Origin of the sequence: Vibrio lentus (assembly GCF_030409755.1) — a bacterium.
Lineage (GTDB): Bacteria > Pseudomonadota > Gammaproteobacteria > Enterobacterales > Vibrionaceae > Vibrio > Vibrio lentus.
On record NZ_JAUFQE010000002.1, the window covers coordinates 1463439 to 1477130 of the forward strand.

Sequence of the window (13692 nt, forward strand, 5' to 3'; positions counted from 1 at the left end):
CCTCATAATCAGGCTTAAAAACAATGAGGTAGACGTGCATCGCCGTCTTTGATCTAATGAATATCGCTGAACACACATTTCGAACAAGTGGGTTAATAATGCGCGACATTCAGATTCTACAACAAACCATACAAAACCAATGCCCCTCCATTCACAAAAAACGCGTTAGTTCTCTGATACTTGCTACAAAAAGTGTACTTGACGGCTCAGACTTAACGCTGACTAAACTAGGTCGCAAACTAGAAACTAATACCACGGTAAAACATGCGATCAAACGCGTTGATAGACTGCTTGGAAATCGCCAACTACATCGTGAAAAAGACCTTATTTATAAATGGCATGCCTACTTAATAACGGGCGCTAACCCATGCCCTGTGATCCTTGTGGATTGGTCTGATGTTCGTGAACAACTTCGTTATATGACGTTAAGAGCATCCGTTGCACTTGATGGTCGAGCCGTCACAATCTTTGAACAAGTTTTTGAGTATGGCCAATACAATTCACCGAAAAGTCACCAAACATTCCTCGATAAATTGCAGAGTATTTTGCCGAATAAAATCAGTCCGATCATCGTTTCTGATGCGGGTTTTAGAAATACTTGGTTCCGCCAAGTTCAGGAGAAAGGTTGGTTTTGGTTAGGTCGTGTCCGAGGTGAAGTATCAATCAAACAACCTCAAAAACCTTGGGTCTCAAATAAAACCTTTTATCCAAACGCTGTCCATAAACCCAAATATCTTGGCAACTGCTTATTAGCAAAGAGATCACCGATATCTTGTGAAGCCTATGTTTATAAGGGATTAGAAAAAGGCCGAAAAGCCCAGCGCCATAGTAGAACCAGCCAAAAACACTCCGCTACACATCTCTATCAACGCAGTGCAAAGGAGCCGTGGCTACTCGCGACTAATGTCCCTCGACATATCTTAAATGAAGTACAAATTACCAATCTGTACGCCAAGCGTATGCAGATAGAAGAAGCCTTCCGCGATCTAAAGAGTACCGCCTATGGGATCGCACTTCGTCACAACAGAACTCGCTGTACTAAGCGATTAGATATCCTGCTTCTTATTGCGTTGCTCGCTGAAATCTTGATGTGGTGGAATGGCCTAATTGCAGTACAAGCCAAATGGCATTTTGACTTCCAAGCCAACAGCATTAAACACCGCCGAGTTCTATCCATACCTCGTCTAGGGAGAGAGGTACGAAATCATCGGCGATATCAAATTAATGAATCCCAATATCAATGGGGAATGTTCGAATATCAAAGGCTCACACACAACGCAGGACTAGGGAAATTATGAGGGGATCCGTCAGCGCCTAGAGAATAATATCGGCTCCCTTATCGAGGGTCTACTGCGCCCCTGTGGTACTGAGATCAGAGATGGGGAATAGCGGTATTTCGAATTATCAGAACTCAATAACTAACACTTAATTGACTTATTTACAGCTGCCTATTTTCAACGGCGATAGAAAGGAGGTGTGCCTGTATAACAGATATCGTGAACACGATTAACGGCACGACTATTGAAAATAACGAGACGAAAATTATAAAGCCAGACATAAACAATTTCTCAATGTAACCAGTGCTATGAGCCCAACCCGCAACATGGCCATCTGCAAATAAACCGAATGCACCATAGTAATAGAATGCATAAATCACAGCAGACTTGTGCCATGAACCTCGTTGGAGATCATCTATTGTATAAATTGATGCGAAGCCAGCTAAAACAACGCCCAACCATAAGAACACAAAGTCGGTCGGGTAAACTGACGCTGTGGCTAGATACTCTCCTCGAGAACTTAGCCATACAATGACAAACCCTATAGTCAGCGTAATTAACGCATTTCTAATGATTAACCATCTCATACTTTCCTCCTAGGTTCAGTATGGATAGGTGCCAATATAGGATTGTGTGAAAACCCGATCTTTTCGAGCTACCTCAATAAAATTGGGGAGAGAAGTCAACATGCGTTAAGCATTGGGTAGCACCAAGCACGTAGCCCATCATCACTGTGCGATTCAAAGACTCGAAAGCTCGACTAGCTTGTTCGCCCTTCCGAATACGCAAGTAAATCTGGCTGTAATTCACACCAGTTCGCTTTGTAGTTTGTATAAATTTGAGCATCGATTTTGACTGGAATATCCACGTCGAATGTCGATATCGCTAGTTCGATGTTTTCTAAAGGTTCACCTTGTACTCTGAAGCCTAGACTTGAACCACAGTTGGAGCAGAATGTTCGTGTTGCGCCGTTTGATGCCACAAATTCTTTGAGTAAATCAATTCCTGAAAGCCAGTTTAAGCCTTGTACACCAACTAACGTCCCGAAAGCGGCGCCATGAAATTTTCGGCACATTGAACAATGGCAGTTGGCTGCTTTTTCGCTGAACCCTTCAACAGAAAAACGAACACTGCCACACAAACACGAACCTTTAAAACCTGTACTCATCCTGAGTCTCCTTCCCTTTCATACAGTGTGTAACCCACTGGCTTTTGCGAGCTTCTAACCATTTAACGTATTATGCCAATATTGCACCGTTTTATCAGACACAGAACCGGTTTCATTCGCTGCTGCGATCAAGAAATCACATAAGTTGGTTGCAACCTCTTCATTGCCTAGCAAGAACAAACTACGAATGGCTCGTGTTAGTCGTATCTATACTTAAGCGAGCGTCTACTGTGAACTTTCCGATTTATTCCGCTGTTGTGCATCACTGAGTTTTTCATTCGCTAAGGCTTCTTGCTGGTCTAAAAAGCTAAAGAAGTTACTTTCGCTAATGAACGGATTGTTCGAACCATCGGCATTTCGTTTCTCACGATTAGCGAATAGATGATTCTTATGGGGATGATTAGACAAATTCACGCTCACCACAGGTGGCTGCAAAGCGATCTCTCTCACTCTGTCCATGCTCTCGAAGAACTGCTTCGCTAACTTTGGATCTCGTGCATTAATACTGTGACCGCCAACTACAAATGCGCGATGTGATGTGCCGTTGTCTTTCACCATAAGATCTATTGAATAATCCCCTTCTGTGTGGCCGGGCGTAAGGTAGAACTTAAACTCGTCCGCAGCGACAATAAGACTACTACTATCTTGCACAAAGAAGTCTACCTTGGGCGGTAAAAACGTATTCTTACCACTGCTTTTGTTCGCTTGAGCTACGGCTAACTCATAACCCTTTTGTGTCATCACGACCTTTGAACCATATTCAGACTGGAGAAATTGCGCTCCACCAGCATGATCAGAATGGCCGTGAGTCACCAAAATATGAGTAATGGCCTTATCTTGTAACCCAAGCTTTTTTAGATTGATGGGTATCCACATCGAATAAGGGAAATCGAGTGTATCAATCAGAACTAATCCCTTTGCAGTCTCTACCGCATAAGACGACACCCATCTATCACCAACGTAATAAACGTTATCGAACATTTGGAACGGTTCAACATAGCCGTTTTTAATCGACATTTCCGGAACGTTTTCAGATGCCATCGCACTGGTCGAAACCAATAACAACAAAGCCAAAACCAATTTTTTCATTTTACTTCCTAGACTGATAACGACGCATAAGTTAGCTGTAACGTCCTAATTAAATTCACTGTTCTAACAGACGACACTGATACTCTGTGACACATTTTAGCTCTGTAGTATGCCCAGGCAATCGTTCCTGAAAAAAACACAATGCATCCGCTAGGGTTATCTGGTGTTGATTCGACGTATACCCAAAAACCAATCGGTGGACATTGTCATAGAGTCCATCTGAATTATCTGAGCTTTGACACTGCGCTAAGATAGCTTGATCAATCTCATCGTCGGGGTATTCCAAAGGGCTATTGGCCTGTTGATAGAGATTAGAAATCATCGACTCATATTGCTGTCGATGCAAGCACTCATGAAATTATTGCAGCCGAGCTAAGTTTGTCGACGGTTACAGATGGAGAAGTACTCCGAACTTACTGAAACAAGCACGCCGAAGTATCCTTGAGGTACTGGAGGCAGGAACGGCACTAATGTGGTGTATAAAGATATGCATTAACTTCAATTTTGGTTGGCGTTGGCGTAGCGTATGAGTTTTAGACTTAAGCCAGCAACCAGTGTGTTAATACTGAGTACTAAAACCTGAACTACTAAAAGAGATAGGTAATACATGCACCGAAAGATTACATCTTTCAAAGACTAAATCCTTCAGAAAGCGTCCTTCGGTGCATATAATTTCAAGCGACTGACAAAAGTGACTAACATAAGTGACTAGCGTAAGCGTCTCAACACAACCTGCTGGTCGAGCTCATTCTGATAGTCCGTGTAATCAAGCCCTTGATCAAATATGTACTCAGTGACAAGAGTGCGAATGCATTCAACTAATGTGCTTGATTGCCAAGGCTTTTCAAAGTAACGGTCGATGCCTGCTGCATTAATCGCATTGATGGTATCAGTATGAGTGGCCTGCCCCGTAAGAAGGATTTTCTTTGTATTCGGAAAGCGGCTGTCATGGAACACGTCAGTGAGTAACTCCACACCCGTCTTCCCTGGCATCACATGATCAGACACGATGACGGTAATGTGTTCGCCTTCTGCGTCAAGTTCATCAATGAGATCAAGCACTTCTTGCGCTGATTCACAATCTTCAATATTCAGCCAACTCGCCAGCGGCTCTAAATCTTGTACCACTGCGCTCAGTACTTCTCTCTGGTCATCGACACAGATTAAATTAAGCTTCTCCATGTTCACCCTCTATTGGTAACTTGATTCTAAATACAGTTTTAGAAGCATCACTTTTCACAATAATACTTCCGCCATAACCCGCCACAATCCGCTTAACGATTGATAAACCCAAGCCCAATCCAAACGATAAACCACCTTTTTTAGTGGTGAAGTTAGGCTGAAATATCTTTCTACGAGTCACCTCGTCTATCTCTGGGCCGTTATTCGTGATCGTAACTAATATTCTTTTCTTACTTAATCTGGTTTGAATTTCTATTGCAGCATCGTCTGAATTCGACATTGCATCACAAGCATTCTTTACAATGTTGACCCAAATCTGAACGAGCTCTGTTTTCGAGCCTTTAAAAGTCGGTAAATCTGCAGGGCTCAATCGCACAGATACTCTACGTAACTCACTTTGTAACAACGATAAGGCATGGTTAATGGAGTCATTAATATCAACCGCTTCTTCGGTGTCAATATCAACTCGGCCAAGTTGTTTAACCGATTTTACGATGCCGACAGTGTGTCTAGATGCCAAACGTAAATCATGTAAATCACAGCCCATCTGCCAAAAACGAATCGCTTCTTCTGGGTTTTTCAGCCAATGTTTTGAAATAACGTCTGTTGCAGATAAAGCGTCAATTGGAATCGCCTTTGCAAGAGAGCGTGCAATGTTTTTGTCTAAACCATATTTTCTTTCAAATTGTCGCCCACGTGTTCGCGCTTCTGACGACGACGTTTTCTGACCATGCATTAACCCAAAATCGAAAAATTGACTGGCTTCTGGATGCACTTCTTCAAGTAGATCCATGATGACCGTTTCAAGTCGGCCAGATTTACTATTGACTACACCAATAGCGTTGTTAAGCTCATGGGCAATCCCTGCTGCCAATTGACCCAAGGTCGTCATTTGCTCAGCAGTATGTAACTTCTCTAGCGCTTTTTGTTTCGCTATCGCTTCTTGTGTTGCACGGCGTTGACGACGCGACAGCTCATTGACAATCACAGGTGTGAACTGTGCGGTAAGAGGACCAAATTTACGTTCATCTTCTGCAGGCGTGTCTTTATCGATCCACGCTAACTCAACATCGGTTTTAGCAACAACCGTTGAAGATGCTGTCCAATTACCTGAAAAGAAGCTATGAACACCTATAAAAGCCCCACTACCCGCGCTAAATACTCGCACTTGCGGTGTGTTCGCTTCGGAATAAAACCCTTCCAGTTCTCCACTAAACACATAATATAAACGAGTGTTTAACGCTGATTGCTCAATAATGGTGTTACCGGCACGGCACGTCACCCGACGTTCTGTCTGATTAAAATAACGATCGATAAGTGCTTCTAGTTTTTGTTGATACACGTATCGTTATCCTATGTGACCAATTGAATGTAGCACCCACACCATAACAAAACTCAGTAGCACACCAACCACACCCAAAATAATACCGATTCTGGCCATTTGATTACTTTGCACATGACCAGTAGCATGAGCCAACGCATTCGGTGGCGTACTGATTGGCAGCGACATACCCAATGAAGCGGCAAAAGTCACAACCAGAATTAACGTTAACTCACCGCCTAGTGGCGTGAGTGAAGCCATAGACGAACCTAATGCAGCCATAATTGGCATCAACAAGTTAGCCGTTGCGGTATGAGACATAAAGTTTGCCATTACCAAACACAAGAACGCCGCTCCGAACAACACCACATATGGTGAGTAAGCATCAAACGGAATGCTGTGTACTACGAGCCTTGCTAAGCCAGTTTTATCGAGAGCTAAACCAAGCGCAATACCACCTGATACAAGCCACAATACGTCCCAAGAAATTTTCTTCAGGTCTTCTTTATTGATGATCCCTGTGAGTGAGAACACAGCGACAGGAATAAGAGCGACAGTATAAGAGTTCATGCCATGGCTTGAGCCCATTAACCAAAGAATGATGGTCAGCGCAAAAGTGACGTATACCGCAATGGCTTTGGGCGTTTTAAGGAATTTACCTTTGATGCTTAGCTCGATTTTCTTTTGGTCAGCTTTGTACATAAAGCCGATTAAAAACCACGCTAACGCCATCATAATAACGACAAACGGCACACCAAATGCCATCCATTCACCGAACGTAATGAGGTTATCGCCAACTAAATATTTAAGTGCGATAGCGTTCGGCGGGGTACCGATCGGGGTACCAATGCCACCGATGTTAGCGGCAACAGGGATACAAAGCGCAAACGCTATACGACCGGGGTCTTTGGGGCCAAACACAGCCAGTACCGGCGTTAAAATAGAGAGCATCATTGCCGTTGTTGCTGTGTTAGACATAAACATCGAAAAGATACCAGTGATCAGCATTAAGCCGAGCATCACAAACTTTGGGTCTTGTCCAAATGGCTTCAATAATACACGGGCTAAGTTTACGTCTAATCGATACTTAGTGGCGGCCATCGCTAAGAAAAAACCGCCCAAAAACAGCATGATGATTGGACTGGCGAATGTCGCCATGATATCGCTGTATTTTAACAACTCACCAAAATGTTCCTGCCCATGATCAAACCTTAAAAAGATCAGCCCTTTATCCGACAACATCAATAATTGCAGAACGATAATAACAACAGACGTCGCGTAAATCGGGATAGGCTCGAACACCCAGCACAATGCCGCTAATAAAAAGATCGCGATAACGCGTTGTTGAATAATCGTAAGGCCTTCAAATGGAAACGCTGATAGCGGCATTACGAGGATAATGAAAGGAATTAAAATAGGGATAATGTATTTAATATAGGGGCGCATAGCACAAAAACTCTTCCTGAGATAACAACTACTTAGAAATTAGATTTAAAGTTCTAATTTAGATCCGACAACGAATTATCGACCTCTTATCACTATCTCACTATCGGCTAGATCAATGATTGCGTAATCGCGATCTCCCCTTTTTCGTTTCTGTGCGCTACCTCTACGTTTGTGTGTCATTTACTGTTGCAATTAAATTCCGAGAAACAAAAGGCAAACGTTCGCCTTTGCGTGGGAGAACCGTAATATGTGAGCCATATTTGACACCTGACTGGGGCTTTGTTGCGTAATTCATTGGAACTAAACCTAAAACCTACGATCTGATCAGCTACATTAACTCCCTCTCGTAGCCCTATGCCTAAACCTCGTTACAAAACAACCAACTGGAAGCAATACAACCAATCACTCATTAACCGCGGTTCTTTGACCTTTTGGATTGATGAAGAAGCGATAAGTGGCTGGACGCAAAGCAAACAGAATAAGCGCGGGAGGCCTCGTCGGTTCAGTGATTTAGCTATCACGACAGCCCTCATGGTGAAACGAGTTTTTTCTATGCCATTAAGAGCGCTGCAAGGTTTTATCAACTCGATATTTAGGTTAGCCCATGTACCGTTAAGTTGTCCGCATTACACCTGCATCAGTCGTAGAGCCAAGCAAGTTGAGGTCTCACTTAAGACAAAAACGAGAGGTGCGATACAACATCTAGCTATTGATGCGACTGGCCTTAAGGTTTATGGCGAAGGTGAATGGAAAGTCAAAAAACACGGGACAGATGGCAAACGTAGAGTCTGGCGAAAACTTCATATTGCCGTGGATACAAACACTCATGAAATTATTGCAGCCGAGCTAAGTCTATCGACAGTTACAGATGGAGAAGTACTCCCGAATTTACTGAAACAAACTCGCCGAAGTATCCACGAGGTGTCTGGTGATGGCGCTTATGATACGAGAGCATGTCACGATGCAATTAAGATTAAGCGAGCCGTTGCGCTTATTCCTCCAAGAGAAGGGGCTGCCTTCTGGGAGCGGGGTCATCCCCGAAATCTCGCAGTAGGTTGCCAGAAGTTATATGGCTCAAATAAGTATTGGAAAGAGCGGTATGGTTACCACAAACGCTCCCTCTCAGAAACAGCGATGTATCGAGTTAAACAGTTACTTGGTGGTCGTTTAAGTTTAAGAAATTACAATGCACAAGTGGGAGAAACTTACGCGTTGAACAAGCTCACTGGGTTAGGTATGCCTGAAACTTGCCGTATTGACTAAGAAACGCACGAAATGGGGCTGCTCTATCTCTAAATTGAATTACGCAACAAAGCCCCTGACTGGCTTTAAGAAGTAAAGAGCATAGCTGCATTATCGAGTAACTCTTTTTTTCAATTTGAGATCTGATTAGCGTGTAAGTTGTACTTCTGCGCTAACTACACTGATAACGTTGCATAAGTTAAATGCAACGTCCTAATTAAACTCACTTTTCTAACAGACGACACTGATACTCGGCAATGCGCTTTAGCTCCGATATATGTTCAGGGAATTGTTCGTGAAGAAAACACAATGCATCCGCTAGCGTTATCTGGTGTAGATTCGACGTATACCCAAAAACCAATCGGTGGACATTGTCATAGAGCTCATCTGAATTATCCGAGCTTTGACACTGCGCCAAGATAGCTTGATCAATCTCATCGTCAGGATCTTCCAAAGGGCTATTGGCCTGTCGATAAAGATTAGAAAGCATTGCGTCATATTGCTCTTTCGACAGCTCTTCCTTGCAACGCATTATCCACGTAAGCGTAATTAGGTTATGTCCGAAGAAACCAAACTGTTTAAAGCATGCTTGTAATACGCAATTAAGCTCTACGACTTCGCTTGTGTCAGTGTTTCGGTCGCCACCAGAACGGGTCGATGTGACAAATTCAGTGAAGCGGTTAAGGAATGCTGGAACTTGAGACGGCTCTAACTCACGGTAAACACGATTCAGCGCCAATAAGATAGTCACATTGTGGGAAAGGTATTCGCTGGTTTGAGAAGCCTGCGAAACGTAATACGAGAAGATATCTTGAAAGCCCTTATTCTCATACCACTGCATTAAAGCAGCATACGCCGCTGGGTATACCCCGTTTTCCAATATCCTGTGAATACGAAAATCTGAGAACTTGGGCGCTTGTAGCGTTGCAGAGTACTCACCTAAAACTTCAACCTCAGTTTGGTCTATCAACTCACTCGTTTTAAGCCACACATTGCCTGATTTAGCGAAATAACCATTTAGATAATTCGCAGCCAAATAAGCTTTTAATGAATGAGGTTGGTGGATGCTGGCACTACTATAAAGTGCCTTTTCCAATAATTGGTCGCTTGTCATGTTTCCTCCGTGAAACTAAGGCCGTATAGATTTGGTTGTTATATGACTAGCGTCTTTGAGAGGCAAATCGAACGGTCTAGACCGACATATTTACCATAAGCACTGGATTCTGAGTAACCGTGACGACAATAAAAGGTCACCGCTTTTGAGTTAACTCTGCGTGTCGATAAAACAGCTTTTCGATACCCTTTTTCAATCGCAAAACATTCGAGTTGTTTCAACAAATAAGAGCCCGCACCAGCTTTGTTAGAATACATCCGCTTAAATTCACAAACTTCACTTTCGTGATATCTAAACACCCCACAGGCCACCGCAGTATCATTCAGATACACAACGATACATCCATCTTTTGATGGGTCAAAAGCGTCAGATACAAATGAGCTTTCACCTGTGTCATTAGTAATCTGGCGAAGTGACAAATTCAGCTCAGCGATTAATGACTGAAAATCTCTATGATTTAGTTCTACTTTCTTATATTCGAATTCCATACCTGCCACATAATGCCAACTCAATCAGCATGATCAAAAATAGGAAATATTGTCGTCTCTCCAATCACACGCGAAAGTGGACGCTATAAAGGTAAGCGCGTGATCCAAGGCGGTCGAGCGCAAGTACGAACCGTTTTATACATGGCGATGATGTCAGCTATGCAATGTAACCCCATATTCATAGCGACTTATGCTCGACTTTTAGCAGTTGAAAAACCTAAAAAAGTCGTAATAATCGCGTGTGGACGAAGGTGGTTGTAATCCTTAACTATATGCTCAGATATGGTGCCATGTGGGATGAAAATACAGCCAAAAACCAGTCATTGACGCCATAGTCGTTTGTTATGTTTTACTTGTTGGTCTTTAACCAACCCTCTAACTCAGAAAAAGACATACACTCAAATAAGTCATTAATATCTAGTTTTTTTCGATAGTCATAACCTACATAAAGTACATTTGGGGTAATAACAATACCATACACATTGTCATATTTTGAGAAATCGAAATTGTCGCCAACTTTAGTACCATTTAATACTTCAATTTTCTTTCTCCAATCTAATATGTATTTCTCTAGAGAACTAGTTGTGTTTCTAATCGAAATATAGTCACCGCGATCATACTCTTCTGTAAATAACATGCTTTTGCAAGACACCGCGATTAAATCACCATTAACTATAAATATTGAGTCCAAGTCAGTTATAAACTTACCATTTAATCGTAACTGTTTACCGACGATCCCCCTAATGCAAAAAGGTGGCCTATAATTAGTTAAATCAATCATTTCCTGAACTTGATCCTCAAAGAAATCACCTCTTAAATTTGCAATCTTCCCTTGAGACTTAGTATATTGTAAATATTTATTTAACAATTCAAATGAACTTGCCAAATCAAACCCAAGCATTGTTCCAGCATCAAATATCAGGCTAGAATTCGCAGGGTAAATTCCCTCATCGAGTGGTGAACTATATTTAGCTACCAGTTCTTCGGCATCTAATTCAAAAGTTACGCCCAAGTCACTCTTTTGATTCTTTTTACACCGGTGAACAAACGAAGAAATACTCCTTAATATAAAGTCCTTATCAATTAAAATGTAACCTTTCATCGCTATATTTGGTAAGTAAACCCAACCCTGAGCAATTATTAACGATACATACTCCAAGACACAGATTAATTCCAACAACTCAACTTTCCAAGGGAAGTCAATTTCACGTGTTTTAAACTCGCTATATACCGTTTCCAAATTGAAAGGCCCGATATTATAGTAAGACATAGTAAAGCGAGTATTATTTAACTTATTCGTATATTTTGGTATATACTCCATCTTGGGCTTAGAATTATCGTTCGCAATAATTACGAATTTTCCAACTTTATTTATGTGCTTCTGCTTTAAAGAAAAACCACTTTTTGTTGGCATATATCTATCTGACGCAACCTTTGACTCCAAGATGCCTCTTAGATCATATAATGCTACTGATTTATTTATATAATCATCCTCTATGGTTTCTGGTATCAGATACCTTCCTTTATATCTGAATGAGCAACCTTTCGACGAAAAACGAATGACCACATACATTTCGCATAGAATCTTAGATAAGGCTATTAGATAACAATAATCTTTAATAAACTCGTCATTTATATCAATAGAAACAGATTTTAACTCGCTTTCCTCCATACCCTTATACATTTCTTGTATATCGGGGGCTGTTTCACTAAACGAAATAGCTGATTCCATCATTTTGACACCAAATAACCATGTCGTATCCAACTTCCCTTTAAATACATCCTTAGGCAATACGGTAGAAATAAACTTCCAATAATATTTTGACCTCTTATTAACAAGGATTTTAATCTCATTTTCAATTTCTAAAACAACCTCATTTATATGGATATTCATCTCATAAGGCTCTATAATTCCGTCATTATTTAATACACGGTCAAAATTGAAAAACTTCATTGCAATTAAGTCATAGTTTTCTTCAACTTCATTTTCAACAACTACATTTGAGTCAACATATCCAAACCTACGTTTAGACTGTTTGTTAAGCTTTTTAAAATGCTTATCTAAGTTTTTTTTAGTTATTTTATTCACTAAGCAACCCTAAATTTCATAGAAATATGATGTAAAACGTAACGGCCTGCTAAGGGGTGAGCAACACAATACCGATGTTGCCGAAAACCACCTTAATCACTAAATTCAACGCATAGTGAAAATGCCACGCGTTGCGAATCCCTCTTGAGTAGTTTGTTATGCCATTGCTTCGATATTACTTTTCATTTCGTTCAAAACAGAGGACTTTTTAAGCTCACCCAGTTCTTTAGGGATAATTTTTGAGGATTTCAATTCAAAACCAAAATCCAATGATGTACTGGTATTTAAACAATAATTCAGACACTTAATTGAGTAAGTTGCTATTTCACATTTTCTAATATAGTTTTCAAAATCTATTTCAGTAAATTCAGATTTTACTAGTTCAATACCTTTCTCACTTACTTTCTTGCGCCACGAAGATACAGTTTTAATATCATTCCAACCGAGTAGTTGTGGTGACCAAGAACCATGTACCAAAGTATTACGAATGCTTATGATTTTCTTAATGTCTTTTTGAAGTTGATTTAATAGAACAGATGGATCAATAGGAGTCCGTTCTATCTTTAATTGCGCGCCATTTAGATTAGCGATACTTGAATCTAATTCGGTGGATATAAATGCAGAATACTTTGATAGCAATGGAGTTGCAGTACTCTCACCAATAATTATATTCCTGAATGGATCGTTCTCTATCCCCTTTAACCCTCTTCTTTCCAAAGAACTATCAATACCTTCTTTCAATTCATCACAAAGTTCTTCAAAGAGCCATGCACCAATACCAAAATACACAAAAAACTTACCTTTATTCATTTGAAATATCCATATTTATCATTTGGCATAACAGCTACTAGACAGAGAAATTCTGTACTTAAATGCAGAATTTTTCTATCTAGTTTCTTATGTAGCCTATCTTAAACGACTGCATCCTTTCATAACAATAACTTATCTTTCTTAGTTTGCGATTGAACAACAAAATGTAGAAATTTTCTGTCTAACGAAACCAAATGAAGAAAACTTGATAACTGTTCTGATTGATATTGTTAAAACAAGTTTACTATTGACAATAAAGACAATATACCCACTTCAAAAAACGCTCTTATTTACTCATTTGTAATTAAGGTAAAAACAGGAAAATATCGAAGTTAACTTATATATTTTCATTCTATAAATTAAAACAAAGTAGATTTTAATAACTCCCGTCCTATCATACATTTACGATAAATAACAAATTTGCATTTTATAAAAACAATTTGATCAATAAGAATTTTTGTAAACT

The 13692-nt window shown here is 40.6% G+C and carries 12 protein-coding genes and 4 pseudogenes; 4 read left to right on the top strand and 12 right to left on the bottom strand.

The genetic code is table 11. The features are described from left to right. The first annotated feature begins 98 nt into the window (after nt 1–98). Entirely contained in the window at nt 99–1298 is a 1200-nt protein-coding gene (locus QWZ07_RS15095) for an IS4 family transposase (RefSeq protein WP_132982278.1), read from the top strand. 140 nt (nt 1299–1438) lie between these two features. Here QWZ07_RS15095 and QWZ07_RS15100 read toward each other — a convergent pair whose 3' ends face one another. The 5 genes and pseudogenes from QWZ07_RS15100 to QWZ07_RS26410 form a co-directional block, all read right to left on the bottom strand. Then, complete coding sequence (locus tag QWZ07_RS15100) at nt 1439–1864, bottom strand: hypothetical protein (protein WP_192854570.1); 426 nt, start codon at nt 1862–1864, stop codon at nt 1439–1441. A gap of 173 nt (nt 1865–2037) precedes the next feature. Continuing rightward, entirely contained in the window at nt 2038–2445 is a 408-nt protein-coding gene (locus QWZ07_RS15105) for a GFA family protein (protein WP_192854569.1), read from the bottom strand. Between the two features lie 54 nt (nt 2446–2499). Continuing rightward, nucleotides 2500–2652: pseudogene (locus QWZ07_RS26505) on the bottom strand (opioid growth factor receptor-related protein); the annotation flags it as partial. Between the two features lie 18 nt (nt 2653–2670). Continuing rightward, nucleotides 2671–3534: an MBL fold metallo-hydrolase gene (locus QWZ07_RS15110; protein ID WP_192854567.1), complete on the bottom strand. Its 864-nt coding sequence runs from the start codon at nt 3532–3534 to the stop codon at nt 2671–2673. Nucleotides 3535–3589: 55 nt separating this feature from the next. After that, nucleotides 3590–3886, bottom strand: a pseudogene (locus QWZ07_RS26410) (hypothetical protein); the annotation flags it as partial. On the opposite strand from QWZ07_RS26410, the pseudogene QWZ07_RS15115 reads away from it, so the two are divergent. Beyond that, nucleotides 3862–3983: pseudogene (locus QWZ07_RS15115) on the top strand (IS5/IS1182 family transposase); the annotation flags it as partial. The pseudogenes QWZ07_RS26410 and QWZ07_RS15115 sit on opposite strands and share 25 nt — an antisense overlap. Before the next feature lie 259 nt (nt 3984–4242). On the opposite strand, the gene QWZ07_RS15120 reads toward QWZ07_RS15115, so the two are convergent. From QWZ07_RS15120 to QWZ07_RS15130, 3 genes are read right to left on the bottom strand one after another with little or no spacing between them, the layout of a single operon-like run. Further along, nucleotides 4243–4716, bottom strand: a complete 474-nt coding sequence (locus QWZ07_RS15120) for a response regulator (protein ID WP_099165477.1) — start codon at nt 4714–4716, stop codon at nt 4243–4245. Beyond that, nucleotides 4703–6058: an ATP-binding protein gene (locus tag QWZ07_RS15125; RefSeq protein ID WP_192854566.1), complete on the bottom strand. Its 1356-nt coding sequence runs from the start codon at nt 6056–6058 to the stop codon at nt 4703–4705. The genes QWZ07_RS15120 and QWZ07_RS15125 overlap by 14 nt, the downstream gene beginning before the upstream one ends. Before the next feature lie 6 nt (nt 6059–6064). Continuing rightward, nucleotides 6065–7483 (bottom strand): SLC13 family permease, encoded by a 1419-nt coding sequence (locus QWZ07_RS15130; protein ID WP_016768662.1) that lies wholly within the window; start codon nt 7481–7483, stop codon nt 6065–6067. A gap of 354 nt (nt 7484–7837) precedes the next feature. Here QWZ07_RS15130 and QWZ07_RS15135 point away from each other — a divergent pair, with 354 nt between their 5' ends. Continuing rightward, the gene (locus QWZ07_RS15135) at nt 7838–8746 is read left to right on the top strand and encodes an IS5 family transposase (RefSeq protein ID WP_192854564.1); all 909 of its coding nucleotides are present in this window, start codon (nt 7838–7840) and stop codon (nt 8744–8746) included. A 202-nt stretch (nt 8747–8948) separates the two neighbouring features. Here QWZ07_RS15135 and QWZ07_RS15140 read toward each other — a convergent pair whose 3' ends face one another. Both QWZ07_RS15140 and QWZ07_RS15145 read right to left on the bottom strand, forming a co-directional pair. Beyond that, on the bottom strand, nt 8949–9839 hold the full coding sequence (locus tag QWZ07_RS15140; protein WP_192854562.1) for a hypothetical protein: 891 nt from the start codon (nt 9837–9839) through the stop codon (nt 8949–8951). A 38-nt stretch (nt 9840–9877) separates the two neighbouring features. Then, complete coding sequence (locus QWZ07_RS15145) at nt 9878–10327, bottom strand: GNAT family N-acetyltransferase (protein ID WP_192854560.1); 450 nt, start codon at nt 10325–10327, stop codon at nt 9878–9880. Between the two features lie 54 nt (nt 10328–10381). On the opposite strand from QWZ07_RS15145, the pseudogene QWZ07_RS15150 reads away from it, so the two are divergent. Continuing rightward, nucleotides 10382–10662 (top strand): annotated as a pseudogene (locus QWZ07_RS15150) (transposase); the annotation flags it as partial. 14 nt (nt 10663–10676) lie between these two features. Here the strand turns inward: QWZ07_RS15150 and QWZ07_RS15155 are convergent. Beyond that, on the bottom strand, nt 10677–12416 hold the full coding sequence (locus tag QWZ07_RS15155; RefSeq protein ID WP_192854559.1) for a hypothetical protein: 1740 nt from the start codon (nt 12414–12416) through the stop codon (nt 10677–10679). Nucleotides 12417–12572: 156 nt separating this feature from the next. Further along, on the bottom strand, nt 12573–13226 hold the full coding sequence (locus tag QWZ07_RS15165) for a hypothetical protein (RefSeq protein ID WP_192854557.1): 654 nt from the start codon (nt 13224–13226) through the stop codon (nt 12573–12575). Between the last annotated feature and the right edge of the window lie 466 nt (nt 13227–13692).

Excerpts from the sequence above, each read along its gene's own strand:
- QWZ07_RS15145 (WP_192854560.1), bottom strand. The coding sequence starts at position 10,327 with ATGGAATTCGAATATAAGAAAGTAGAACTAAATCATAGAGATTTTCAG.
- QWZ07_RS15095 (WP_132982278.1), top strand. The coding sequence starts at position 99 with ATGCGCGACATTCAGATTCTACAACAAACCATACAAAACCAATGCCCC.
- QWZ07_RS15130 (WP_016768662.1), bottom strand. The coding sequence starts at position 7,483 with ATGCGCCCCTATATTAAATACATTATCCCTATTTTAATTCCTTTCATT.
- QWZ07_RS15120 (WP_099165477.1), bottom strand. The coding sequence starts at position 4,716 with ATGGAGAAGCTTAATTTAATCTGTGTCGATGACCAGAGAGAAGTACTG.
- QWZ07_RS15105 (WP_192854569.1), bottom strand. The coding sequence starts at position 2,445 with ATGAGTACAGGTTTTAAAGGTTCGTGTTTGTGTGGCAGTGTTCGTTTT.
- QWZ07_RS15135 (WP_192854564.1), top strand. The coding sequence starts at position 7,838 with ATGCCTAAACCTCGTTACAAAACAACCAACTGGAAGCAATACAACCAA.
- QWZ07_RS15110 (WP_192854567.1), bottom strand. The coding sequence starts at position 3,534 with ATGAAAAAATTGGTTTTGGCTTTGTTGTTATTGGTTTCGACCAGTGCG.
- QWZ07_RS15100 (WP_192854570.1), bottom strand. The coding sequence starts at position 1,864 with ATGAGATGGTTAATCATTAGAAATGCGTTAATTACGCTGACTATAGGG.
- QWZ07_RS15140 (WP_192854562.1), bottom strand. The coding sequence starts at position 9,839 with ATGACAAGCGACCAATTATTGGAAAAGGCACTTTATAGTAGTGCCAGC.
- QWZ07_RS15165 (WP_192854557.1), bottom strand. The coding sequence starts at position 13,226 with ATGAATAAAGGTAAGTTTTTTGTGTATTTTGGTATTGGTGCATGGCTC.